Origin of the sequence: Leifsonia xyli, assembly GCA_001647635.1 — a bacterium.
Classification (GTDB): domain Bacteria; phylum Actinomycetota; class Actinomycetes; order Actinomycetales; family Microbacteriaceae; genus Leifsonia; species Leifsonia xyli_A.
On the sequence record CP014761.1, the window covers coordinates 1 to 23,402 of the forward strand.

Annotated in this window: 21 protein-coding genes, 1 tRNA gene and 3 pseudogenes; 16 read left to right on the forward strand and 9 right to left on the reverse strand. The window is 70.9% G+C overall.

Annotated elements, in window-relative coordinates; genetic code table 11:
* Nucleotides 1-228 precede the first annotated feature (228 nt).
* Nucleotides 229-304: transfer RNA gene (locus A0130_00005), tRNA-Met, on the reverse strand.
* 118 nt (nucleotides 305-422) lie between these two features.
* Between A0130_00005 and A0130_00010 the strand changes: the two are divergent.
* The 6 genes and pseudogenes from A0130_00010 to A0130_00035 all read left to right on the forward strand — a co-directional run bounded on the left by A0130_00010 (nucleotide 423) and on the right by A0130_00035 (nucleotide 6,455).
* Nucleotides 423-1,500, forward strand: a pseudogene (locus A0130_00010) (histidine kinase).
* Nucleotides 1,497-2,510 carry a biotin carboxylase gene (locus A0130_00015; protein ANF30282.1) on the forward strand — a complete coding sequence of 338 codons (1,014 nt, stop codon included), beginning with the start codon at nucleotides 1,497-1,499 and terminating at the stop codon, nucleotides 2,508-2,510. Before A0130_00010 ends, A0130_00015 begins: the two are co-directional and overlap by 4 nt.
* Nucleotides 2,507-3,295 carry a histidinol-phosphatase gene (locus A0130_00020; GenBank protein ID ANF30283.1) on the forward strand — a complete coding sequence of 263 codons (789 nt, stop codon included), beginning with the start codon at nucleotides 2,507-2,509 and terminating at the stop codon, nucleotides 3,293-3,295. The genes A0130_00015 and A0130_00020 overlap by 4 nt, the downstream gene beginning before the upstream one ends.
* Before the next feature lie 147 nt (nucleotides 3,296-3,442).
* Nucleotides 3,443-3,844 (forward strand): AraC family transcriptional regulator, encoded by a 402-nt coding sequence (locus tag A0130_00025; GenBank protein ID ANF30284.1) that lies wholly within the window; start codon nucleotides 3,443-3,445, stop codon nucleotides 3,842-3,844.
* Complete coding sequence (locus tag A0130_00030) at nucleotides 3,841-5,619, forward strand: PAS domain-containing sensor histidine kinase (protein ID ANF30285.1); 1,779 nt, start codon at nucleotides 3,841-3,843, stop codon at nucleotides 5,617-5,619. The genes A0130_00025 and A0130_00030 overlap by 4 nt, the downstream gene beginning before the upstream one ends.
* Complete coding sequence (locus tag A0130_00035) at nucleotides 5,616-6,455, forward strand: hydrolase (GenBank protein ID ANF30286.1); 840 nt, start codon at nucleotides 5,616-5,618, stop codon at nucleotides 6,453-6,455. Before A0130_00030 ends, A0130_00035 begins: the two co-directional genes overlap by 4 nt.
* Here the strand turns inward: A0130_00035 and A0130_00040 are convergent.
* A complete protein-coding gene (locus A0130_00040) occupies nucleotides 6,442-7,641 on the reverse strand; it encodes an aminotransferase (protein ID ANF30287.1) in 1,200 nt (399 codons plus the stop codon). The genes A0130_00035 and A0130_00040 overlap by 14 nt on opposite strands.
* 145 nt (nucleotides 7,642-7,786) lie before the next feature.
* On the opposite strand from A0130_00040, the gene A0130_00045 reads away from it, so the two are divergent.
* The 4 genes from A0130_00045 (at nucleotide 7,787) to A0130_00060 (ending at nucleotide 12,302) form a co-directional block, all read left to right on the forward strand.
* Nucleotides 7,787-9,436, forward strand: a complete 1,650-nt coding sequence (locus tag A0130_00045) for a serine protease (GenBank protein ANF30288.1) — start codon at nucleotides 7,787-7,789, stop codon at nucleotides 9,434-9,436.
* A 124-nt stretch (nucleotides 9,437-9,560) separates the two neighbouring features.
* Nucleotides 9,561-10,604, forward strand: a complete 1,044-nt coding sequence (locus A0130_00050) for a glycosyl transferase family 2 (GenBank protein ID ANF30289.1) — start codon at nucleotides 9,561-9,563, stop codon at nucleotides 10,602-10,604.
* A 2-nt stretch (nucleotides 10,605-10,606) separates the two neighbouring features.
* Nucleotides 10,607-11,425, forward strand: a complete 819-nt coding sequence (locus tag A0130_00055; protein ID ANF30290.1) for a transferase — start codon at nucleotides 10,607-10,609, stop codon at nucleotides 11,423-11,425.
* A complete protein-coding gene (locus A0130_00060; protein ID ANF30291.1) occupies nucleotides 11,418-12,302 on the forward strand; it encodes a glycosyl transferase in 885 nt (294 codons plus the stop codon). Before A0130_00055 ends, A0130_00060 begins: the two co-directional genes overlap by 8 nt.
* Before the next feature lie 106 nt (nucleotides 12,303-12,408).
* Here the strand turns inward: A0130_00060 and A0130_00065 are convergent.
* The 6 genes and pseudogenes from A0130_00065 to A0130_00090 all read right to left on the reverse strand — a co-directional run bounded on the left by A0130_00065 (nucleotide 12,409) and on the right by A0130_00090 (nucleotide 16,681).
* Nucleotides 12,409-13,305: pseudogene (locus tag A0130_00065) on the reverse strand (hypothetical protein).
* A 60-nt stretch (nucleotides 13,306-13,365) separates the two neighbouring features.
* On the reverse strand, nucleotides 13,366-13,677 hold the full coding sequence (locus tag A0130_00070; GenBank protein ANF30292.1) for a transcriptional regulator: 312 nt from the start codon (nucleotides 13,675-13,677) through the stop codon (nucleotides 13,366-13,368).
* 181 nt (nucleotides 13,678-13,858) lie between these two features.
* Entirely contained in the window at nucleotides 13,859-14,176 is a 318-nt protein-coding gene (locus A0130_00075; GenBank protein ANF30293.1) for a hypothetical protein, read from the reverse strand.
* A 139-nt stretch (nucleotides 14,177-14,315) separates the two neighbouring features.
* The gene (locus A0130_00080) at nucleotides 14,316-15,050 is read right to left on the reverse strand and encodes a sugar ABC transporter (GenBank protein ID ANF30294.1); all 735 of its coding nucleotides are present in this window, start codon (nucleotides 15,048-15,050) and stop codon (nucleotides 14,316-14,318) included.
* Nucleotides 15,051-15,914 (reverse strand): sugar ABC transporter, encoded by an 864-nt coding sequence (locus A0130_00085; GenBank protein ID ANF33227.1) that lies wholly within the window; start codon nucleotides 15,912-15,914, stop codon nucleotides 15,051-15,053. It abuts the gene before it with no gap.
* A 74-nt stretch (nucleotides 15,915-15,988) separates the two neighbouring features.
* A complete protein-coding gene (locus A0130_00090) occupies nucleotides 15,989-16,681 on the reverse strand; it encodes a UDP-N-acetylglucosamine pyrophosphorylase (GenBank protein ANF30295.1) in 693 nt (230 codons plus the stop codon).
* Between the two features lie 331 nt (nucleotides 16,682-17,012).
* Between A0130_00090 and A0130_00095 the strand changes: the two genes are divergently transcribed.
* From A0130_00095 to A0130_00105, 3 genes and pseudogenes are all read left to right on the forward strand, one after another.
* A complete protein-coding gene (locus tag A0130_00095) occupies nucleotides 17,013-17,978 on the forward strand; it encodes an ABC transporter ATP-binding protein (protein ID ANF30296.1) in 966 nt (321 codons plus the stop codon).
* Nucleotides 17,979-17,989: 11 nt separating this feature from the next.
* A pseudogene (locus A0130_00100) lies at nucleotides 17,990-19,530 on the forward strand (hypothetical protein).
* A 40-nt stretch (nucleotides 19,531-19,570) separates the two neighbouring features.
* Nucleotides 19,571-19,849, forward strand: coding sequence for a hypothetical protein (locus A0130_00105; protein ANF30297.1), 279 nt, complete (start codon nucleotides 19,571-19,573; stop codon nucleotides 19,847-19,849).
* A gap of 9 nt (nucleotides 19,850-19,858) precedes the next feature.
* On the opposite strand, the gene A0130_00110 is transcribed toward A0130_00105, so the two are convergent.
* Entirely contained in the window at nucleotides 19,859-21,178 is a 1,320-nt protein-coding gene (locus tag A0130_00110) for a nicotinate phosphoribosyltransferase (protein ANF30298.1), read from the reverse strand.
* Nucleotides 21,179-21,215: 37 nt separating this feature from the next.
* Between A0130_00110 and A0130_00115 the strand changes: the two genes are divergently transcribed.
* Genes A0130_00115 through A0130_00125 form a run of 3 tightly spaced genes read left to right on the forward strand, consistent with a single transcriptional unit; the run spans nucleotide 21,216 to nucleotide 23,390 of the window.
* Nucleotides 21,216-22,034: a glutamate racemase gene (locus A0130_00115; GenBank protein ANF30299.1), complete on the forward strand. Its 819-nt coding sequence runs from the start codon at nucleotides 21,216-21,218 to the stop codon at nucleotides 22,032-22,034.
* Between the two features lie 22 nt (nucleotides 22,035-22,056).
* Nucleotides 22,057-22,803 (forward strand): ribonuclease PH, encoded by a 747-nt coding sequence (gene rph / locus A0130_00120; GenBank protein ANF30300.1) that lies wholly within the window; start codon nucleotides 22,057-22,059, stop codon nucleotides 22,801-22,803.
* Nucleotides 22,800-23,390, forward strand: a complete 591-nt coding sequence (locus A0130_00125; protein ANF30301.1) for a non-canonical purine NTP pyrophosphatase — start codon at nucleotides 22,800-22,802, stop codon at nucleotides 23,388-23,390. The genes rph and A0130_00125 overlap by 4 nt, the downstream gene beginning before the upstream one ends.
* Nucleotides 23,391-23,402: the final 12 nt, after the last annotated feature.

Sequence of the window (23,402 nt, forward strand, 5' to 3'; positions counted from 1 at the left end):
GCCGCGCCTGCTCGACGGCCGCCCCGTCCCGGCCGGCCCGGACGGCCGACCCGACTTCACCGCGCTCGCACCGACGGACCGCCTGGCATGGCCGACCTTCGTGGACGGAACCCCCGTCCCGGCCGCCCCGGACGGCTCCCCGCTCTACCGCTGAGCGCACAGCGCTCGCGGTCGAAGCCAGGCACAAAAAAGGCCCTCTGATCAGAGAATCCCTGATCAGAGGGCCTTCGGTTGCGGGGACAGGATTTGAACCTGCGACCTCTGGGTTATGAGCCCAGCGAGCTACCGAGCTGCTCCACCCGCGGCACAAGATGAAACACTAGCACGGCTTTCGAGGCGCGTGAAATCGCGAACACCGCCCGGCGCGTCCTCTCGTGTGGACCGGTCGTCCTACTAGAGTCGTGTCCAGAAAAGGGGATGCGATGGCGAGTGCCGTGACGAAGTTCCGGGTGGTGGTGGTCGAGGACGACCCGGACGTGGCCTTCTTCATGAAGACCGTGCTGGAGAAGCGCGCGGACGCGGTGGCGATCGCCGTCACCGATCCGTCCATCGCCCTCGGGACGATCGACGAATTCGAGCCCGACCTCGTCATCACCGACATCGAGATGCCCGGCATCTCGGGACTCGACCTCCTCAAGGAGCTGCGCAGCCAGCATCCGGGCCTGCCCGTGGTCGTGATGACCGCCCACGTCTCGGTCGACTACGCCGTCTCCGCGCTGCGCGCCCAGGCGGACGAGTTCCTGACGAAGCCCGTCGCCTCCGCCGAGCTGGTGTCGATCGTCACCGCCTCGCCGCCGAAGGACGTGTCAAGCGCGCCGCGCAGCGTCAGCAGGTCGTGCTGGCCATCGGCGCGCATCCCGACGACGTCGAGATCGGGGTCGGTGGCATCCTCGCGGCCCACCGCGACGCCGGCAACCAGGTCGTCATCCTCACGATGTCACGCGGAGCCCGTGGCGGGGATGCGGACGACCGCCAGCACGAGTCCCTCGCTTCGGCCGAGCTCCTGGGCGCCCGGCTGTTTCTCGAGGACCTCGAGGACACTCAGATCTCCGCCGCCGACCCGACCGTCGGCATCATCGAGCGCGTCGTCGCGGAGGTGCAGCCGGACATCGTCTACACCCACTCGTCGCACGACCGGCACCAGGACCACCGTGCTGTCCACGCCGCCACGAATGTCGCGACCGCAGCGTTCGCACGGTCTGCTGCTACCAGAGCCCGTCCGCCACGATCGACTTCCGGCCGACCCGGTTCGTCCCGATCGACGGTTTCACCGAGACGAAGCTGCGGCTCATCGACTGCTTCCGCTCGCAGACCGAGCTGCGCGCCTACCTCGAGCCGGACTTCGTGCTCGCCACCGCACGCTACTGGTCGCGCTTCGGCGGCGGCAAGAACTGCGAGCCCCTGGAGGTGATGCGCGACACCGCGGACATCTCGGTGCCCGCCTCCTCGCTCGAGAACTCCGCCCGCTACCCGTCCCGACTGAACAGGACAGCCGAATGACCGACACCGAACGAATCCGCGTCCTGGTCACGGGCGCCGGCGGCCCCGCCGGCGTCGCGGTGATCCGCTCCCTGCTGGCGCGGGACGACGTGGATGTGTTCGCCGCCGACATGGACGGCTGGGCCAGCGGCCTCTACCTCGTCGCCGCCGACCGCCGACGGATCGTGCCGCCCGGACGCTCCGACGGGTTCGTGGATGCGCTCATCGGCATGAGCCGCGAGGACGGCATCGACGTGCTGTTCTCCACGGTCGACGTCGAGCTGCCCGGCCTCGCCGCGCGACGCGACGAGCTGGAGGCCGTCGGGACGAAGCTCGCCGCGCCGACCCTCGACACCCTTGTCACCTGCCTCGACAAGTTCGCGCTGGTCCAGCGGGTCGCGGGCAAGGCGCGCATCCCTGAGACCCGGCTGCTGAACCCGGAAGGCGTGGCCGCGGACTGGACGTTCCCGGTCATCGTGAAGCCCCGCTCCGGCGCCGGTTCGCGCGGTGTGCGCCTCATTCCGGATCGCGCCGCCCTCGAGGCGCTCGGCACCGACGAGAGCATCATCATCCAGGAGAACCTGCCGGGTGAGGAGTTCTCGGTGGACGTGCTCGCCGGCCTCGACGGCGAGGTGATCGCCGCCGTGCCGCGCTCGCGCGAGCGGGTCGACTCCGGCGTCTCGATCGCGGGCCGCACCGTCCGCCGGCCTGAGCTCTCGGACACGGCCGCAGCCGTCGCGCGGGCGATCGGGCTCACCGGCGTCGCCAACGTGCAGCTGCGCTACAGCACCGAGGGCGTGCCCGCGCTGCTGGAGGTCAACCCGCGCTTTCCCGGCGCCATGCCGCTGACGATCGCGTCGGGGGTCGACATGCCGTCGCTCCTGCTCGACCTGGTGCTGGGCCGCCCGGTGTCGTCCGCGGTCGACTTCGAGGAGCTCGCCAACGTGCGCTTCCTGGAGGACGTGTTCCTGCGTCCCGCCGACGTGCTGGTCTCCGAGAACGCCGCGCACACGGAGGGACCCGAGGAGTGAGCGGGACCGAGGCCGACCGCCTTCCCGCCCTGCTGCTGGGCGACTTCCACGTCCACTCGACGTTCTCGGACGACGCGCAGAGCACACTCGCCGAGAACATCGCGGCCGCCTCGGCGGCGGGTCTCCGCACGGTGCGGCTCACCGACCACGTGCGCGCCTCGACGACCTACGTTCCCGAGTTCCTCGCCGCCGTCGCCGCCGAGCGCGTGCCCGACGGGCTGACCGTCCTCACCGGAGTGGAGGCGAAGCTGCTGGACGCGTCCGGCGCCGTCGACACGCCCGCCGACCTGGTCGTCGGCCCGGGGGGAGTGGACGCGGTCGTCATCGGCGACCACCAGTTCCCCGGCACCGACGGGCCGTGGTCGCCGCGAGCGACCCGCGAGAAGCTCGACGCGGGCCTTTCGGAGGACGACGTGCTCGACCTCCTCATCGAGGCGAGCATCCGGGCGATGGAGCGGACCCGGAACGCCCAGCTGGCGCACTGGTTCTCGATCCTCCCCAAGATCGGGCTGGACGAGGCGCAGCTCGGCCCGGAGCGCCTGCTCGCCTGGGCCGAGGCCGCCGCCGCCACCGGCACGATCGTCGAGGTCAACGAGAAGTGGGCGTGCCCGGGGCCTGCGGCTATCGCAGCACTGCTGGACGCCGGTGCGCGTATCGTTGCCTCCACCGACAGCCACGTGGCGTCCGACGTCGGACGCTACGAGCGCGTCCCCGCCCTGTTGGAGGCGGCGGCCGCGCAGGTGGGCGCCGAACGGCGTCCCACGCAGCAGGAGGGAGCACGATGAGTCCCGTCGAACCGTCGTCCGAGCTGCGCGAGCGCATCCAGGACGAGCTGGAGCGCAATCGGCGCTGGGAGTTCCGCCTGCCGCTGTACGCCGGGATCGCGGTGCTGGTGTGCGCGGCGATCATCGTGGTGCGGGTGGTGTTCCTCCATGTCTGACGCCGACGCCCGCGCCAAGCGCGTCGTGATCGCGGACGACGACGACGACATCCGCGGGCTCATGACCATCGCCGCCACGCGCGCCGGCGTCGAGATCGTGGCCGCCGTGGACAACGGCCGCGCGGCGCTCGACGCGGTGCGTGCGGGGGATGTGGACCTCGCCGTCCTCGACATCTCGATGCCCGGCCTCAACGGGGTGGAGGTGGCGGAGGCCATCCGCTCGGACGAGTTGACGCGGTCCACGCTGATCCTCATGGTGTCCGCCTCGGTGCAGCTGCTGACCGACCACGGCGTGGTGGCCGACCGCTCCGACAGCTTCATCGTGAAGCCGTTCAGCCCGCGCGTGCTGTCGGCCCGCATCCGCGAGATGCTCGAGCTGGAGGAGCCCGCATGACCATCGACCGCTGGCTGAGTCGCATCCCCATCGACTCGCCGTCGGCGTTCATGAAGCAGGTGCCGACGATCGCCGGCTTCGCGATCGCGGCGATCATCGCCCTGATCCCGAACGGCGTGCCCGTGACGAACGTGCCGCTGTTCTGGGGCGGGATGGGGCTCGTCGCCATCGCGTCCGTCCTTGCTGCGGTCGTGCCGTGGCGCCGGTTCCACAGCGAGTGGACCGTCGTGGTGCCGGTGCTGTCGCTGCTCGCGGTCGCCCTGCTGAGACTGGGGACGGGCTCGTCCGTCTCCCCGTTCGCGGTGCTCACCCTGCTGCCCTTCGTCTGGATCGCGACCGAGGAGGGGAGGGTCAACATCCTCATCGCGGCGGTCGGCACGTTCATCGTGCTGTTCGCTCCGCTGGTGATCGATGGCGGTGCGCGCACGCCGGGCGATGTCGTCCGCGCCTTCTTCTCCCCGCTGATCTACCTCATCGTCGCGATCGTCATCAACGAGATCGCGCACCGGATGCGGCTCCAGGTGAAGGCCGCGCACGAGTCGGCGGAGCAGCAGCAGGCGCTCCTGGCGCAGGCGGTCGTAGCGCAGGACGAGTTGGTGCTGAACGAGGCGCGCCTCAAGACCGCGAACCGACTCATCCAGAGCATCTGGAACGCCGTCACCGAGCAGTCCGTCATCGGCACCGACCTCGACGGCCTCATCGACGTGTGGAACCCGGGCGCCGAGAAGATGCTCGGCCTGACCGAGAAGCAGGTGCTCGACGGCAAGCACCACGTCATCGACTTCCACCTGCACGAGGAGCTGGAGCAGCGCCTCCAGGAGATGGACGCGCGGTTCACGACCGTGTCGAGCATCGACGACTTCTCCGCGCTGGTGGACACGGTGCGTGCCGGATCGGCGGACGTGCGCGACTGGACGTACGTGCGTCCCGACGGCAAGCGCGTCGCCGTGCAGGTCGCCGCGACGCCGCGCCTGGACGAGAACGGGCACCGCGTCGGCTTCATCTTCGTGGCCACCGACATGACCCAGGCGCGCGAGTTCGCCCGGCTGAAGGACGAGTTCGTCGGGCTGATCTCGCACGAGCTGCGCACACCGCTCAGCTCGATCCTCGGCTATCTGGAGCTCATGCGCGACGACGACGAGTCGCCGCTCTCGGAGGAGCAGCTTCAGTACCTCGGCGTCGCGGAACGCAACGCGCACCGTCTGCTGCGCCTGGTCGGAGACCTGCTCTTCACGGCCCAGGTGGAGTCGGGGCGCTTCCCGCTGGAGATCAAGGACGTCGACCTCGGCGGCGTCGTGTCGACCTCCGTCGAGTCGTCGGCTCCGGTGGCCGCAAACGCGGGCGTCACCCTGGTGAGCGAGGTCCCGGATCGGCCGGTGGAGGTGCGGGGCGACCCGGTGCGACTCGGGCAAGCGGTCGACAACCTCGTCTCCAACGCGCTCAAGTTCACACCACGCGGCGGAACGGTCACCGTGGCGCTGCGGCCGGACGGCGAGCAGGCCGTGATCGCCGTGACCGACACCGGCATCGGCATCCCGGCGGTGGAGCTCAGCCAGCTCTCGCAGCGCTTCTTCCGCGCCTCGACGGCCACCCGCAACGCGGTGCCGGGCGTCGGGCTGGGCCTGACCATCACCAAGGCGATCGTCACCGCCCACGGCGGCCGGCTCGACATCGCCAGCGAGGAGGGCGTCGGCACCTCGATCAGCATCGTGCTGCCGGTGGAGACGCCGCAGCCGGTGACCGAGGCGATCCCGCGGGCCGAGGTGACGAAGTGAGCGACGACCGTCCGGCCGAGCTGACGATCGACGACCGGACGATCGCCGTAGCGGTGGTGCAGTTCGCGCCGGGGGAGGACCGCGTCCACAACCGGGATGTGGTGTCCGGGCTGATCGCGGTCGCGGCGTCGCGCGGCGCGCGGCTGGTGGTGCTGCCCGAGTACTCCTCCTACTTCGTCGACCCGCTGGGGGCGTCCTTCGCCCGCAACGCCGAGACACTCGACGGCGACTTCGTCGGCGCGCTGGCCGCGGCGGCGCGCGAGCACGACCTGTGGGTCGTGGCGGGCCTGGTCGAGAAGACCGACGTGCCCCACAAGTTCTCCAACACCCTGGTCGCGGTCGATCCCGCTGGGGATGTGGTGGCGACCTACCGCAAGCAGCACCTCTACGACGCGTTCGGCGCGCAGGAGTCGGAGTGGGTCGTCCCGGGCGACCTGGACGCGCCCCAGACCTTCGCGGTCGACGGGATCGTGGTCGGGCTCCAGACCTGCTACGACCTGCGGTTCCCCGAGGTCACGCGGCGCCTGGCGGACGCAGGGGCGGAGCTCGTCGCGGTCCCCGCCGAGTGGGTCCGCGGACCGCTGAAGGAGCACCACTGGACGACCCTCCTCGCCGCCCGCGCCATCGAGAATACGCTCTACGTCGCAGCGGCCGACCATCCGCCCGCGATCGGCGTCGGCGCGAGCGCCGTCATCGACCCGATGGGCGTGACGATCGCGGGCTTGGGCGAGACCACAGGCGTCGCCGTCGCCGAGGTGTCGTCCGCGCGGGTGCGCGAGGTGCGCGAGCGCAACCCCGCCCTGAGGCTCCGCCGGTACGGCGTCACGCCGCTCTGATCGCCGCCAACCGCCGCGCGGCCTCCTCCAGCACCTCCGTGCGCTTGCAGAACGCGAAGCGGACGAGGGATGCGGTGCGCGCCGCGTACTCGTCGCGCGCGAACGCGCCGAGCGGGACGGCGACCACGCCGGCCAGCTCCGGCAGCGCGCGGCACAGCTCCACCGCGTCCGGGAACCCGAGCGGCGCCGCATCCGCCACGACGAAGTAGGTGCCGTCGGAGGGGAAGACTCCGAATCCGGCGGCGCGCAGCCCGTCGGAGAGCAGGTCTCGCTTGTGCGCGAGCGCGGCCGCGATCCCGGAGAAGTAGGAGTCCGGCAGCCGCAGACCGGCCGCGATCGCCGGCTGGAAAGGGGCGCCGTTCACGAACGTGAGGAACTGCTTGACCGCCAGCACCGCGGTCACGAGCTCGGGAGGCGCGGTCAGCCAGCCGACCTTCCATCCGGTGGTGTTGAACGTCTTTCCACCGGACGAGATCGCGATCGTCCGCTCGCGGGCGCCGGGGAGGCTCTCGATCGGGATGTGCTCGGGGCCGAAGGTCAGGTGCTCGTACACCGAGTCGGTGACGATGATCGCGTCGTGCCGCTCGGCCAGCTCCACGACCGCAGTGAGCGTCTCGCGGTCGAGCACCGATCCGGTGGGGTTGTGCGGGGTGTTGACCAGGATGACGCGCGTCCGGTCGGTGACGATCGCGCGGAGGCGGTCGAGGTCCGGCCGGAACGCCGGCGGCTCCAGCGGGACCGTGCGGTGCACGCCGCCCGCCAGCGCGATGACCGCGCCGTACTCGTCGTAGTACGGCTCGAACGTGACGACCTCGTCCCCCGGCTCGACCAGGGCGAGCAGGGAGGCGGCGATCGCCTCGGTCGCACCCGCCGTGATCAGCACTTCGCGGTCGGGGTCCACTTCGAGCCCGTAGAACCGCCGCTGGTGCTCGGCCACCGCCAGCCGGAGATCGGGGATGCCGATGCCCGGCGGGTACTGGTTCTCGCCGTCCCGGATGGCCGCGACGGCCGCCTCCAGCACCTCGGAGGGGCCGTCCTCGTCGGGGAAGCCCTGGCCGAGGTTGATCGCGCCGGTCCGCACCGCCAGGGCGCTCATCTCGGCGAAGATCGTCGGCCGCACCGTGCCGTCCGCGCCGAGCAGTCCCGCGCCACGCGCCGCGCGCGTCCAGCCTCCCGAAATCGTCATACGGACACGCTACGGCCTTACTCGCATCGGACCCATCGGATACGTTGTGGAGAGTCATCGACTTGCAGAAGGTCGTCCACAGCATCGGCAAATAGAACGCTCAGGTTGGCATCCCAAGCTGTTCGTGCTTGGAAGGAGCAACACCATGACCGACACCCCGAACACCCCGGAGCCCGCGAACTCCCAGCACGACGCCGACACGGACGCGGTCGTGGATGCTGCCGCCGGTTCCGAGCACGCCACCCCGGCCGCGCAGCAGCCCGCGGCCCCCGCGACCCCGGCCGCGCAGCCGACGGCGGAGCAGCCGACCGCGCAGCAGCCGACGGCACAGCAGCCGACCGCGCCGGTCCCGCCGGTCCAGCACACGCAGCCGACCCAGCCGGTTCAGCCGCAGCCGTACGGCCAGCCCTACGGTCAGCCGTACGGACAGCACCCGCAGCAGCCGCACTACGGGAACGGCGCGTTTGGCCAGCCCGCCGGCTACGGCCAGCAGCCCTACGGCGCCGACGGCCACCAGCAGGCTTACGCCACCCCTCCCGGTGCGGCGACCGCGACCGCGACGCCCCCGGCGCAGAAGAAGCGCGGCAACACCGGCCTCATCATCGCGACCCTCGCCATCGGCGCGCTCGTCGGCGGTGTCGCCGGCGCCGGCGCGGGCGTCGGCATCTTCGCCGCGACCGACGCGGGCAACGCCACGATCAAGACGGTGTCCGGCCCTCAGAACATCACGGTCAACGACGCCAACAACGCGAGCACGGTCACGGCCGTCGCCGCGAAGGCGTCCCCGAGCGTCGTCACCATCTCGGTCACCGCGTCCAGCTCCGGCGGGACCGGCTCCGGCATCGTCCTGACCTCGGACGGCTACGTGCTCACCAACACCCACGTGGTCACCCTCGACGGCCAGGCCAGCAACGTGAGCGTCACCGTCACCGACAACGACGGCAAGATCTACACCGCGAAGGTCGTCGGCACCGACCCGACCACCGACCTCGCCGTGATCAAGCTCGACAACGCCTCCGGCATGACCCCGATCTCGTGGGGCGACTCCAGCAAGCTCAACGTCGGAAGCACCACGGTCGCCATCGGCGCGCCGCTCGGACTCTCCGGCACCGTCACCGACGGCATCGTCTCGGCCCTCAACCGCTCCATCAGCATCGCCTCCTCGGCGGCGCCGAAGGACGACTCCAACAGCGGCGGCGGCAGCCAGAACCCGTTCAACTTCAACTTCCCCGACCAGGGCGGCTCCGGCTCCCAGCAGCAGCAGACGCAGAGCACCGGCACGATCTCCCTCCCGGTGATCCAGACCGACGCGTCGATCAACCCGGGCAACTCCGGCGGTGCGCTGCTCAACAGCAAGGGCGAGCTGATCGGCGTCAACGTCGCGATCGCGAGCGCGGGCGGCTCCAGCTCGGACGGCTCCCAGTCCGGCAGCATCGGGGTCGGCTTCGCCATCCCGTCCAACCTGGCGAAGCGCATCTCCGACGAGATCATCAAGGACGGCAAGGCCACGCACGGCCTCCTCGGCGCCTCGGTGGCCGACGCCAGCAGCGACGCCAAGGCCACCACGGTCGGCGCCCTCATCAAGAGCGTCACCGGTGGCGGGGCAGCGGCGGGCGCAGGCCTCAAGGCGGGCGACGTCGTCGTGAACTTCGGCGACCACCCGATCACCGACGCCACCGACCTCACCGCGCAGGTGCGCGCGGAGGCGGCGGGTGCCAAGGTCGACGTCACGTACATCCGCGGCGGCCAGACCAAGACCGCGTCGGTCACGCTGGGGTCGCTCCCGGCCGAATGACCGGCACCCCTCACGGAAGGCCGTCCCGCAGCCGCGGGGCGGCCTTCCGCCGTCCGGGCGCTCCCGGCTCCGGCGCAGGCCCGGCTGATAGGCTCGACGCCGACCCGCGACACCGAAGGACCAGATGACGGACGAAAGCGCTGACACCCTCCCGGGTGTCTCGTATGTGATGCCCGTCCTCAACGAGGCCACCCACGTCCGAGCCGCCGTGGACAGCCTCCTCGCCCAGGACTACACCGGGCCGTTCGAGGTCACCATCGCCCTCGGCCCCAGCATCGACGGCACCACCGAGCTGGTCGAGGAGCTCGCCGCCGTCGACTCCCGCATCCGCGTGGTGGACAACGTCGTCGGCTCCACGCCCGCCGGCCTCAACCTCGCCATCCGGGAGTCGCGGTACCCCGTCGTCGTCCGGGTGGATGCGCACAGCGTCCTGCCGCCGGACTACGCCCGCGTCGCCGTCGAGACGATCCTCGCGACCGGGGCCGACAACGTCGGCGGCCTGATGGACGCGCAGGGCACGACCGACTTCGAGCGCGCCGTGGCGCGCGCCTACGGCAGCCGGGTGGGCCTCGGCGGCACCAAGCTGCACGTCGGCGGCGAGGCCGGGCCCGCTGAGACCGTGTACCTCGGCGTCTTCCGCCGCGACCGCCTGCTCCAGGTGGGCCTCTTCGACGAGGAGATCAAGCGCGGGCAGGACTGGGAGCTCAACCGGCGTATCCGCACTGCCGGCGGCACGGTCTGGTTCACCCCGCGCCTGAAGGTGACGTACCGGCCGCGCCCGAACGTGTACCGGCTGGCTCGTCAGATGTTCTCGACGGGCATCTGGCGCGGTGAACTGGCGCGCCGCTTCCCGGCGTCCAACGGCCTCCGCTACTTCGCGCCGCCGGTCATGGTGATCGGCGTCGTCGTCGGAACGCTGCTCGGCATCGCCGGCATCGTGCAGGCCCTGCTCGGCGCCACCCCCTGGCTGCTGTGGGGCTTCGCGATCCCGGCGTTCTACGCGCTGATCGTCATCGTCTCCGCGGTGCTGTGGGGGCGGCGCGACGGTTTTCGCCCGTTCCTGTGGTTTCTCGTAGTCTTGCCCTGCATCCATTTCAGCTGGGGGATCGGCTTCGTCCTCGGATACCTGTCGCTCACCCGCAACATCACGGCCCACACGGGAAGGTAGGCATGACCGCACCCGGACCTGCGGCGCACGGCGCCCGTCCGTCCTCGATCGCCGAGCTGCGGGCGGTCGCGCAGCCCCCCGAGGTGCGCGGTCGCCGCAACGCGGAGCACTGGACGGCGTCGCTGTACCTGCGCAACCTGTCTCCGTACCTGACCTGGTTCCTGCTGAAGACGTCGATCTCGGCCAACGGCGTAACCGGGCTGATGATCCTGACGGGATGGGCGACCGCCGCGGCGCTGCTCATCCCCGGCATCGCCGGCGCGGCGCTCGCGCTCGTGCTCGGCCAGCTGCAGATGCTGGTCGACTGCTGCGACGGCGAGGTGGCCCGCTGGCGCGGCACCTCCTCCCCGGCGGGGATCTTCCTCGACAACGTCGGGCACTACTCGACGGAGACACTGATCGCGATCGTCCTCGGCATCCGCGCGGCGGGATACCCGTTCGAGGCGCCGCAGGACTTCCTCTGGACCAACCTCGGAACGCTCCTCGCGCTCGTGATCGTGCTCAACAAGGCGCTCAACGACATGGTGCGCGTGGCGCGGGCCAACGCCGGTCTGCCGAAGCTCGCCGACACCCAGTCGGAGTACGCGCCGACCCACGGCCTCGTGGCGACGCTGCGCCGGGCCGCGAAGTTCCTGCCGTTCCACCGGCTGTACCACTCGGTCGAGCTGACCATCCTGATCTTCGTCTTCTCGATCGTCGGGCTGTTCATCGGGGCGACGCTCGCCGACCGCATCCTGCTGAGCGCGCTGGTGCCGCTGTCGATCCTGGCGCTGGTCGGCCACTTCGTGACCATCATGGCGTCGCGGCGGGTCCGTGGCTGAGCTGCCCGCCGTCGCGGTCGTCGTGCTCACCCAGGGCACGCGGCCGACCGAGCTGCGCCGCGGACTGGAGTCCGTGCTCGCCCAGCAGGGCGTGGTGACGGATATCGTCGTCGTCGGCAACGGCTGGGACCCGGCCACCGCGAACCCGTCGCTTCCGGCGGGCGTGCGCTCATTGGCTCTTCCCGAGAACGTCGGCATCCCGGCCGGGCGGAACGCGGGCGTGCCGTTGGTGTCGGGGGAGTGGCTGTTCTTCCTGGACGACGATGCGGACATCCCGTCGCCCACGTTCCTGGCCGACGCCGTGGCGAAGCTGCGCGACGACCCCGCGATCGGGATGCTGCAGCCGCGGCTGCGAGTGCCCGACGGCGGGCCGGCTCCGCGCCGCTGGATCCCGCGCATCCGCAAGGGCGACCCGGAGCGGTCGAGCAACGTGTTCGCCGTCCTGGAGGCGGTCATCGTCATGCCCCGCGCGGTGTTCGAGCGCGCCGGGGGATGGGCGGCGCCGTTCTTCTACGCCCACGAGGGCATCGACCTGGCGTGGAAGGTGTGGGACCAGGACAAGCGCGTCTGGTACGCCGGCGACCTCGTCGCCGAGCACCCGTCCGTCTCGCCGACGCGGCACTCGTACTACTACCGGCTCAACGCCCGGAACCGGGTCTGGCTGGCCCGGCGAAACCTGCCCGCGGTGCTCGTCCCGCTCTACGTCGGGTCGTGGACGGGCATCCAGCTGCTCCGCTGGTTCCGGAAGCCCGCCGTGCTGCGCGCCTGGTTCGGCGGCTGGGCCGAGGGCTGGCGCTCCGATCCGGGCGAACGCCGCCCGCTGCGCTGGCGGACCATCGCCCGCATGACCGCCGCCGGTCGCCCGCCGATCGTCTGAGGACGCCGCCGGGTCACCCCGCCGCCTGCTCGGACGCCGTGTCGTCGTCCGGACGGGGGAGCGGCTCGAGGGCCCTCGGTTCAGCCGTGTCGTCGTCCGTCGAGGCGCGTCGCGGCAGCGCGCCGCGGAGCGCCTTGCCCACGCGCGCGGCCCTCTCGCCGGTGGCGCGCCCGAAGCGCACAGCGCCGTCGCCGGTGGCGCGGCCGAAGCGCGCCGCACCACCACCGGTCGCGGCTCCCAGCCGTCGCACGGCGCCCGGCCCCTCGACCGGGGTGAGCACCTCGGGGATGATCATGGGCGCGGGTCCGAAGGCGAGGCGCGCGTTCTGCACCACCCGGCGGGCGAGGATGTTGTTGCCTGCACCGCCGATCACGGCCCCGACGCCGAACGGGATCGCCCGCGCGACGATGCTCGCGCCGCCGCGCACCGCGAACTGGCGGATGAAGGTGCTCTTGAGCCGGTCGACCAGCGGACCGACGACCATCGAGGGGAGGGTCGAGGTGACCAGCTCGCCCCAGTACGCCGTGCGGGTGACCCCGCCGCCGCCGAACTGGCCGGCGAGCTGGCGCACGAGGTCGGAGCCCTCGCGGCCGAGCATCATGGTGAGCACGAGGGCCCGCGCGCGCTCCGGATCGTCGACCGCGATACCGTGCAGCTCGCTCATCGACTGCGCGTACAGCGCGGTCGCCTCCAGGAATCCCGCTGTCTCGAGGCCCGACAGCGCCAGCGTGACGCCCGTGCCGATCGCGGGGATGACCGCCGTGGCGCCGACCGCCGCGCCGCCGCTCGTCACCGCCGCCACATAGCGCCGCTCGAGCATGCGTGCCAGGTCGTCCGCCGTCGCCTCGGGGTGCCGTCGTCGCAGGCTGCGCAGGTGGGCGAGCACCGCGGGGCGCTGGATGCCGAGGAAGCGGTCCAGGGTCGTGTTGAGAGCCCGCGGGGTGTCGCCGCCGCGCTGCGGGCCTCCGGTGACGGAGATGATCGGTTGCTGCTTCTTGGCCATCACCGGAGAGTGTAGGCCGGTTATCCGTGAGCGCCATCGATGCCACGGCCGCCACGCTGTTCACCGTGAACCGCGCGAGCGGCGGCGACGCTCGCGGAGGTACTCGCGCGCGGAGTGCACGCGATGGTCCGGCGGCAGGTGCTCGCGCGTGATGTCCTGCGTCAGCGCGGCGACGTCGGTGCCGAGAGCGGTCGCGATCCGGACGATGGTGAGGAGGCTGGGGTTCGCCGCGCCGCGCTCGATCTTGCCGAAGTTCGTGACGTGCATCGCCGCGAGGCCCGCGATCGCCTCCTGACTGAGCCCGAGGTCGAGGCGGGCGCGACGGATGCGTTCGCCGAGGAGAGCGGCGGCCGGGGCGACAGGGTCTTTCATGGTGCTTCCAGTACAGAGGCTGCGCCGAGGGCAGGCCAGAGCAGGAGCGCCCCCTTCTGTGCACCTCATGCGTTCCCCGCCGAATATGCGGTCTATGCGGGCATTCGGTAGCGCGGCGCGGCGGGCCGTGACGCCGTGCCCGACCCGGGCGGCGAGACCGCCCGGGTCGGTGGGCGCGACCTCAAAGGCTGAGCTGCCAGAGGTACTCGCGGCCGTCCGGCGGGAACCAGCGCACCACCAGCACCGTGTCGCGGGCGGGCTCCGCGCCGTCGACGCTGGCGCGCACCGCCTCGCCCGGCGCGATGGAGCTCGGCGCGCTGACGCGCAGACGGGAGCCCCCGGCGATGCTGACGGTCACTCCCGTGAGGGTCTCGCGCCCCTCGTTGACGAGCCGGTAGTGCGGTGCGGCGCTGCGGTCGACCCTCCACGGCACCCGGTACGCGAAGCGCCGGGGACGAGGGGCCGGAGAGGGGCTGCGGAGGATGCGGAGTCGATTCATGCGACGAAACTAACGAGGTCCTCCGACGCTCGAGGGCCTGGAACCGGGCACGAACGCTGTTTCTGTGGACAACTCGTCGAAGTTTTTTCTGTGGACACTTTCGCGGGGCGAGCGAAAGGCGTCCTGAGCAGGGGTTTCCTCAGGTGCCGTAGTCGGTGTTGTACAGCTCCAGCACATCGCCGATCGGTCCGTCGAGCACGAGCTTGCCCTTGTCGAGGTACAGCCCGCGCTGGCAGAACCGGCGCAGGTCCTTCTCGTTGTGGGAGACGAAGAACAGCGTCCGACCGCCCGCCAGAAGCTCCTCGATGCGCCGGTAGCACTTCTCGCGGAAGCCGCGGTCGCCCACCGCGAGAACCTCGTCCACGAGCAGCACGGGCTCTTCGAGCTGGGCGATGACGGAGAACGCGATGCGCACCTTCATGCCGCTGGAGAGGTGCTTGTAGGGCGTGTCCACGAAGTCGCCGATCTCGGCGAAGTCGATGATCGAGTCGAACCGCTCGTCGATCTCGGCCTTCGACATGCCGTGCAGGCCGGCCGTGAGGTAGACGTTGTCGCGCACCGTCAGGTCGTCGACGAAGCCGCCCGTGATCTCGATCAGCGGAGCGACGCCCTCGGTCACGCGGACGGAGCCCTCGTCGGGCAGCAGCACACCCGCCACGAGCTTCAGCAGGGTCGACTTGCCCTGCCCGTTGCGGCCGACGACGCCGATCGCCTCGCCGGGCTGGACGTGGAAGGTGACGTTCCGCAGCGGCCAGAAGTCGTCGGGCCGGGTGCGGCGCTCCCGGGACGAGAAGAGGTCCTTGAACGAGCGGCGCGCGCCGCGGTTGCGGCGGAAGCGCACGCCGAGTCCGTCGACGGCGATGACCGGGGCCACTCAGATCTCCTTCAGCACGTCGCGCTCGAAGCGCCGGAACACGAGCCACCCGATCCCCAGGATCACCAGCGACATCGCTGCGGCGACGCCGACCAGGAACCAGTCCAGCTCCTCGGCGAAGAACGCGGAGCGGTACAGGCTGAAGATGCCGGTGAGCGGGTTGAACGCCGACCAGAAGTGCAGCGAGAACAGCACGTCCGTGGAGGCGCCCGGATGCGTCGCGACGTATGCGGCGCAGTGCTTCGCGGCGATACCGCCGCCGCAGCCGCCGGGCAGGTCGCGGGCGCTGTAGATGATGGGGGAGGCGTAGAACAGGAAGCGCAGCGCCAGCTTCACCGCCCGCTCCAGGTCGCGGAAGAACACGACCAGCGGGGCCACGATCAGCCCGACGCCGACGGTCAGCACCGTCTGGATGAGGATGGCGAGCGGGAAGAACACCACATCGACGTTGAGCTTGGCCCCGGTGATGATCGCGAAGAACGCGAGCACCGGGAGCGACAGCAGGAACTCGATGCCCTTGGACGCCACGATCCGGTTGACCCAGATCGTCCGCGGGATCATCGTCGACCGGATGAGCTTCGCCTCGCGGATGTACGCGCGGGTGCTGTCCGAGACGGCGCCGTTGAACCACATCCACGGCAGGAGCGCCGCGAGCAGGAAGACGATGTACGGGTTCTCGCCGACGTCGCGCTTGAAGATGACCGTGAAGACGAACCAGTAGATCGCGCTCATCACGAGCGGGTCGAGGATCGACCACAGGTAGCCGAGGACGCTCGTCGAGTACCGGACGCGCAGGTCGCGCTTGGTCAGCAGCCAGAGGGAGTGCCGGTAGCGCGTGAAACGCGAGCGCTGCGCAGGGCGCACTTCAGTCGGGATGCTGGTCACGAGAACCCATCGTATTGATCGAAGCTGCGTGAGGGCTCACGCGGCGGATTCGACTATACGAAAAGATTCGCGCGCTCCAGGTCCTCCTGGAAGTCGACCTCGACGGCGTACAGGTCGGAGATGTCGACCGGCTCGGCCAGCAGGCGGTCCTGCTCGATGGCGAGCTCGATGCCGCGCTCGAAGTAGTCCTGGTCGCCGACGCGCTGCAACTGGCGCAGCAGAGTCGCCTTATCGGCTGAGGAGATGTAGTTGATGCCCACGGCCTCGCCGAGACCGTTCTTGACCGTCTTCGACAGCTCCTGGATGTAGCCCTCGGGGCCGGTCGTGTACTTGACCTCCTCGTCGGCGACGGACGAGGTGTTGACCGTCACGAAGGTCTGGTCGCGGGCGACCATCGCCGCGCCGCGGACGAGCACGGCCGGGTCGAAGACCACGTCGCCGTTCATCCACAGCACGCCGCCGTTGCCGGAGGCCTGCAGGGCGCGCATGAGGCTCTTGGAGGTGTTGGTCTGGTCGTACTGCTCGTTGTAGACGAACTGCGCGTCCGGGAACGCCTCGATGATGTGCTCGAGCTTGTAGCCGACGACGATGGTGACCTGGACGTCCTTGCCGAAGGCGGCGTGGATGTTGTCGAACTGCTGCTGCATGATCGTGCGGCCGTCGCTCAGCTCGGTGAGGGGCTTGGGCAGGCTCCGGCCGAGTCGGCTTCCCATACCGGCCGCGAGGATCACTACCTGGGTCGTCACAATCGTCTCCTTGGGTCGTCGCTCTGCGAGAGCTCTGCACGCACGGGCCGGGAGTTCACAGAGTGGTCACCCGGGGTTTCCATGCTTCGTCGAGAATACCGGGGACCCCTGTCCGGGGGCAGGGGTTGACGCAGGTCGTTGCTGGGTCGTTATCATCCGCACAGGACTTTCGGAGGGAGCCGACCCTCGCCACATGACGTCCAGGGGGTTCGCATGAATGCAGGTATTGGTACGTTAGCGGGGTGAGTTCCGAGCACGCCCTTCCTACGCCCTCCTCGTCCCTCGAGGAGCCGCAGAAGGTGGAACCGGCGGGCTCGCAGAGGGGGACACCATGGCGGAGACCGCTGAGCAGGCGGCCGCGCAGAGCGCGCAGGAGGCGCCTGCCGCTGCGCCCAAGCGCGCGCCGGCCAAGACGGCGGCGGCCGCGGCGGCGCCCAGCACGCGCACGCCGCGCAAACGCACCACGACGGCGAAGCCGCGCACCACGCGCACGGCCGCGAAGCCCGTGGCCGAGGAGCCGAAGCCGGTGGACACGCGACCGACCGTGCTCTCCATCGGCGGCCTGCACAAGCGCTACGGCGACACCGTGGCCGTCGACGGCGTCACTCTCGACATCAAGGAGGGCTCGTTCTACGGCATCGTCGGCCCGAACGGCGCAGGCAAGACGACCACCCTGTCCATCGTCACCGGGCTGCTGCGTCCCGACGCCGGCCGCGTCGTCGTCCACGGCGTCGACGTCTGGGCGGAGCCGGTCCGCGCGAAGCACATCATCGGCGTCCTGCCCGACAAGCTGCGGCTCTTCGACCGGCTCACCGGCGCCCAGTTCCTCCGGTACGCGGGAACCCTGCGCGGCCTGAGCGCGAAGACGGTCCGCGCGCGGACCGCCGACCTCGCCGCCGCCTTCGGCGTCGAGGACGCGCTCGACCGCCTCGTCGCCGATTACTCCGCGGGCATGACCAAGAAGATCGCCCTGGCGGCGGCCATGATCCACTCGCCGCGACTGCTCGTGCTCGACGAGCCGTTCGAGTCGGTCGACCCGGTCTCGGCGGCCAACATCGTCGACATCCTGCAACGGTACACCGCGGCCGGCGGCACGGTCGTCGTGTCGAGCCACGGCATGGATATGATCCAGCGGGTCTGCGACAGCGTCGCCATCATCGTGCGCGGGCAGGTGCTCGCCGCCGGCACCATCGACGAGGTGCGCGGCGAGCAGACGCTCGAGGAGCGCTTCGTCGAACTGGCCGGCGGTCGCAAGGCAGCGGAAGGCATGGAGTGGTTGCACAGTTTCTCGGACTGAAGGCCCAGATCATGGGGAATGCCTTCCGGCGGACCCCGTGGCAGGTCTTCGGTCTGGTGATCGGCCTGCTCTACGGCGGCTTCATCACCGTGCTCGTCGTCGGGTCGCTCATCGCCGCGCGCGCGGTCGCCGACACCGCGGCCACCCACAGCGTGGTCGTCGTGATCGGCTCGGTCGTGGTGGCCGGGTTCGCGCTGCTCCCGCTGCTCTTCGGGGTCGACGACACGCTCGATCCGCGCGAATTCTCGCTGTTCGGCATCCCGAACCGCACGCTCGCCACCGGACTGCTGCTGGCCGGCCTGCTCGGCATCCCGTCGCTCGTGCTCATCGTCTGCAGCGCCGCCACCGTCGTCACCTGGTCGCAGAATCCGGGCACCGTGCTGATCGCGCTCGTCGCGGCCGTCGTCGTCGTGCTGACCTGCGTGCTCGCCTCCCGGGTCACCACGGCGATCGCGCACGCGATGCTCTCGACGCGGCGATCGCGCGAGGCGGGCGGCGTGATCGGCATCCTGCTGCTCGTCCTCGTCGCCCCGGTGCTCCTGCTGCTCGTCACCGTGGACTGGGGCCGCGACGGCCTCGGCGCACTCGGCGGCTTCGCCCGCTGGCTCGCGTGGACCCCGCTCGGCGCCGCCTGGTCGGCCCCCGGCGCCGCGGCCCAGGGGCAGTGGGGAGCTGCGCTGCTGCAGCTGCTCATCGCGCTCGCCACGCTCGGCCTGCTCTGGCTGGGCTGGGTCGCGCTCGTCGCCCGCGTGATCGCGTCGCCCGAGCGCGAGGCCCGGTCGAAGGCGTACCACGGCCTCGGCTGGTTCGACCGCCTTCCCGGCGGCCCGACGGCCGCGATCGCCGCGCGGTCCATGACGTACTGGGGAGGGATGCACGCTACTGGGTGTCGATCGTCCTCATCCCGGTCATCCCGATCTTCGTGATCGTCGCCCTCGCCCTCGCCGGGCTGCCCTCGCACTTCATCGCGCTGGTGCCGCTGCCGCTGGTGTGCCTGTTCCTCGGCTGGAGCATCCACAACGACCTCGCGTACGACAGCACCGCCATCTGGCTGCACCTGGTGTCGGGCACGCGAGGCATCGCCGATCGCGCCGGACGGATGTTCCCGCCCGTCGTCGTCGGCATCCCGGTGCTCGTACTCGGGTCGATCGCGACCACGATCGTCTTCGGCGACTGGGCGGTGCTCCCGTCCGTCGCCGCGCTGAGCGGCGCCATCCTGGTCATCGGGCTCGGGCTGTCGAGCATCTCCTCCGCACTGTTCCCGTATCCGGCCACGAAGCCCGGCGACAGCGCGTTCACGCAGCCGCAGACCTCCGGCGCGTCGGCGGCGGTGGTGCAGTCGCTCAGCTTCTTCGCGATCCTGATCCTCGCGTCGCCTGTGCTGATCTTCCTGGTGCTGGGGCTCACCGTGAACGCCTTCTGGCTGGCGGTCGCGCCGGTCGTCGCGGTGCTGATCGGCTTCGGGACGCTGTTCGCCGGTCTCTGGCTCGGCGGCCGGCTGTTCGACCGCCGCGGGCCGGAGCTCATGGCGTTCGCCAATCGCAACGACTGAGACCAGGAGCGTCCCAGCCCGCGGCGTCTACACTGGAGGCATGAACGAAGCGAGCATCTCCGAGCCCGGTGGCATGCCCAGCGGCGGCGGTGCGACAACGCTCGACCGCGAGCTCGAGGAGCTGCTGCAGAACCAGGAACCGGGTGACCACGAGCGCTTCTCGCACTACGTGAAGAAGGAGCAGATCCTCGAGTCGGCGATCACCGGCAAGCCCGTCAAGGCCCTGTGCGGCAAGATGTGGACGCCGAACCGCGACCCGGAGAAGTTCCCGGTCTGCCCGACCTGCCGCGAGATCTACGAGGGGCTGCAGGGCGAGTAGCCCGCAACCTCACTCGAAGATCGTCGGCAGCACCGGGTCGCCCCGGCCGAGCCGGAACGCCTCGTCCGGCAGCTCGCTGATGGCGAGCTCCCGGTGTTCGCGCGCGCGTCGCGTCCCCTCGATCCCGAGGTGCTCGCGATGCACCTCGCCGTCGGTGATCAGCGGCGTCAGGAGGTCGCGGCCGGTGTCGTCCGGGGTGTCGCCCTTCTCGACGATGTGGACCACCTCGGCGACGGCGGTGCCGTTCGCGTCGTGCCGGCGCACGGGGTGCTTGCGGCCGCCGACGCTCGCCTTGTGCTCGGACTTCTTGGCCACCGGGATCCAGTCGCCGTCGGCGCCGCCGCCGCGGTGCGCGACCAGCTTGTAGACCATGCCGGAGGCGGGATAACCCGAGCCGGTGACGACGGACGTTCCGACGCCGTACGAGTCGACCGGGGAGGCGGCGAGGGCCGCGATGGTGAACTCGTCGAGGTCGTTCGTCACGGTGATGCGGGTCTTCGTCGCCCCGAGGTCGTCCAGCTGCGCGCGCACCTGCTTCACCAGCTTGGGGAGGTCGCCCGAGTCGAGGCGAATGGCGCCGAGCTCCGGACCCGCGACCTTCACGGCCGTCTCGATCGCCTTCTCGACGTCGAAGGTGTCGACCAGCAGCGTCGTGCCGGGACCGAGCGCATCCACCTGGGCCCGGAACGCGGCCTCCTCGTCGTCGAACAGCAGCGTGAACGCGTGCGCGGCGGTGCCCATGGTCGGCACGCCCCAGGTGCGGCCCGCCTCGAGGTTGGAGGTGGCCGAGAAGCCGGCGATGAACGCCGCGCGGGCGGCGGCGACGGCCGAGCGCTCGTTCGCCCGGCGCGAGCCCATCTCGGCGAGCGGGCGGCCGCCCGCGGCGGAGACCATGCGCGCGGCCGCGGACGCGACCGCGGAGTCGTAGTTGAACACGCTGAGCAGCAGCGTCTCGAGGATGACGCCCTCGGCGAACGGCGCGTCCACGATGAAGAACGGCGACCCGGGGAAGAACAGCTCGCCTTCGCGGTAGCCGCGGATGGTGCCCGAGAACCGGTAGTCGGCGAGCCAGTCGATCGTCTCGTCGCGCACGACGTGGTTGTCGCGGAGGAACTGCAGCTCTGCATCCCCGAACCGGAACTGCTCGATCAGCTCCAGCAGGCGCCCGGTGCCGGCGAGCACGCCGTAGCGGCGCCCGGCCGGGAGGCGCCGGGTGAACGCCTCGAACACGCACTCGCGGTCGTGCGTGCCGGCGAGCAGGGCGGCGTCGAGCATGGTGAGCTCGTAGCGGTCGGTCAGGAAGGCGGTGGACGCGGGAACCTGGGTCACGCCGCCCAGCCTACTCAGCCGGGTAGGCTGGACTGCTGTGACGGATGCGCCGATTGGGATCTTCGACTCGGGAGTGGGCGGGCTGACCGTCGCCCGGGCGATCCGCGATCAGCTGCCCAACGAGTCCCTGCTCTACGTCGGGGACACCGCGCACAGCCCGTACGGACCGAAGTCCATCGCGGACGTCCGCCGCTACTCGCTCGAGGTGCTCGACTTCCTCGTCGACCAGGGCGTCAAGCTGCTCGTGATCGCCTGCAACACGGCGTCGTCGGCGATGCTCCGGGATGCGCGCGAGCGATACGACGTGCCGGTCATCGAGGTCATCCAGCCGGCCGTCCGCCGGGCCGTCGCGGCGACGCGTACCGGCCGGGTCGGTGTGATCGGCACGGTCGGCACCATCGCGTCGCGCGCCTACGAGGACGCGTTCGCCGCCGCTCCCACGCTCCAGCTCTTCACGCAGGCCTGCCCGCGTTTCGTCGAGTTCGTCGAGGCGGGCATCACCAGCGGCGAGGAGGTGCTGCGCGTCACCGCCGAGTACCTGCAGCCGTTGCGCGACGCCGATGTCGACACCCTGGTGCTGGGATGCACGCACTACCCGTTCCTCAAGGGCGCCATCTCGTACGTGATGGGCGAGGGCGTCTCGCTGGTGTCCAGCGACACCGAAACCGCGAAGGACGTCTACCGCACGCTCGTCGGCCAGGGTATGGAGCGGCGCTCGCCGCTGCCGCCGACCCTCCGCTACGAGGCCACCGGCTCGGACGCCGACTACTTCCTGCGCCTGGCGCACCGGTTCATCGGCCCCGAGGTGTCGCGGGTCGACCTGGTGCAGACCGGCGTCATCGACCTGCCGCTGTAGACCATCCATCGAGGAGAACTCCGTGACCGACATCACCCGCGCCGACGGGCGCACCCCCGACCAGCTGCGCCCGGTGACCATCGAGCGCGGCTGGAGCCGCCAGGCCGAGGGGTCGGCGCTCGTCTCGTTCGGCAACACGAAGGTGCTGTGCACGGCCTCCTTCACCAACGGCGTCCCGCGCTGGATGTCCGGAAAGGGCCGCGGCTGGGTCACTGCCGAGTACGCGATGCTGCCCCGCTCCACCAACGAGCGGATGGACCGCGAGTCGATCAAGGGACGCGTCGGCGGCCGCACCCACGAGATCAGCCGCCTGATCGGCCGCAGCCTGCGCGCGGTCGTCGACATGAAGGCGCTGGGCGAGAATACGATCGTGCTCGACTGCGACGTGTTGCAGGCCGACGGCGGGACGCGAACGGCGGCCATCACCGGCGCCTACGTCGCGCTCGCCGAGGCGCTGGAGTGGGGCCGCGAGCACCGCTTCATCGGCCAGAAGGCCACGCCGCTCATCGACTCCGTCTCGGCGGTGTCGGTCGGGATCATCGACGGAACGCCGATGCTCGACCTCGCGTACGTCGAGGACGTGCGGGCCGAGACCGACATGAACGTCGTCGTCACCGGTCGAGGGCTGTTCGTCGAGGTGCAGGGCACCGCCGAGGGCGCGCCGTTCGACCGGAGCGAGCTGAACTCCCTGCTCGACCTGGCGCTCGGCGGCGCGACCGAGCTGGCGGCCATCCAGACCGCGACCCTCGCGCCCGTCGCGGAGGCGTGAGCGTGCGGGTCGTCCTCGCCACGCACAACCGCGGCAAGGCGCAGGAGTTCCAGGAGCTGCTGGGCCGCCAGATCCCGGGCCTCGAGATCGTGACCTACGAGGGGCCGGAGCCGGTCGAGGACGGCACCAGCTTCGAGGAGAACGCGCTGATCAAGGCGCGCGCCGCCGCCTCCCACACCGGGCTGCCCGCGCTGGCCGACGACTCCGGGATCTGCGTGGATGTGATGGGCGGCGCACCCGGGATCTTCTCCGCCCTGTGGTCCGGGACCCACGGGGATGCGCAGGCCAACATCCGCCTGCTGCTCGCTCAGCTGGCCGACATCCGCGACGAGGACCGCACCGCCCACTTCGCGGCGACGCTGGCGCTCGTCGTGCCGGGCGGCGAGCCGACCCTGGTGCAGGGCGTCTGGCCGGGCCGTATCGCACGCGAACCGCGCGGCGAGCATGGGCACGGCTACGACCCGATCTTCCTGCCGGACGGGCACGACCGCAGCGCGGCCGAGCTCACCCTCGAGGAGAAGAACGCCGAGAGCCACCGGGCGCGAGCGCTGGCCGCCATCGTCCCTGCCCTGCGCGAGATCGGCTGAGCCCGTCTGAGC

What these genes read in the sequence shown, in the direction of transcription:
- A0130_00015 (ANF30282.1), top strand. Translation starts at nt 1,497, where the DNA reads ATGACCGACACCGAACGAATCCGCGTCCTGGTCACGGGCGCCGGCGGC.
- A0130_00025 (ANF30284.1), top strand. Translation starts at nt 3,443, where the DNA reads ATGTCTGACGCCGACGCCCGCGCCAAGCGCGTCGTGATCGCGGACGAC.
- A0130_00030 (ANF30285.1), top strand. Translation starts at nt 3,841, where the DNA reads ATGACCATCGACCGCTGGCTGAGTCGCATCCCCATCGACTCGCCGTCG.
- A0130_00040 (ANF30287.1), bottom strand. Translation starts at nt 7,641, where the DNA reads ATGACGATTTCGGGAGGCTGGACGCGCGCGGCGCGTGGCGCGGGACTG.
- A0130_00045 (ANF30288.1), top strand. Translation starts at nt 7,787, where the DNA reads ATGACCGACACCCCGAACACCCCGGAGCCCGCGAACTCCCAGCACGAC.
- A0130_00050 (ANF30289.1), top strand. Translation starts at nt 9,561, where the DNA reads ATGACGGACGAAAGCGCTGACACCCTCCCGGGTGTCTCGTATGTGATG.
- A0130_00055 (ANF30290.1), top strand. Translation starts at nt 10,607, where the DNA reads ATGACCGCACCCGGACCTGCGGCGCACGGCGCCCGTCCGTCCTCGATC.
- A0130_00070 (ANF30292.1), bottom strand. Translation starts at nt 13,677, where the DNA reads ATGAAAGACCCTGTCGCCCCGGCCGCCGCTCTCCTCGGCGAACGCATC.
- A0130_00075 (ANF30293.1), bottom strand. Translation starts at nt 14,176, where the DNA reads ATGAATCGACTCCGCATCCTCCGCAGCCCCTCTCCGGCCCCTCGTCCC.
- A0130_00095 (ANF30296.1), top strand. Translation starts at nt 17,013, where the DNA reads ATGGCGGAGACCGCTGAGCAGGCGGCCGCGCAGAGCGCGCAGGAGGCG.
- A0130_00105 (ANF30297.1), top strand. Translation starts at nt 19,571, where the DNA reads ATGAACGAAGCGAGCATCTCCGAGCCCGGTGGCATGCCCAGCGGCGGC.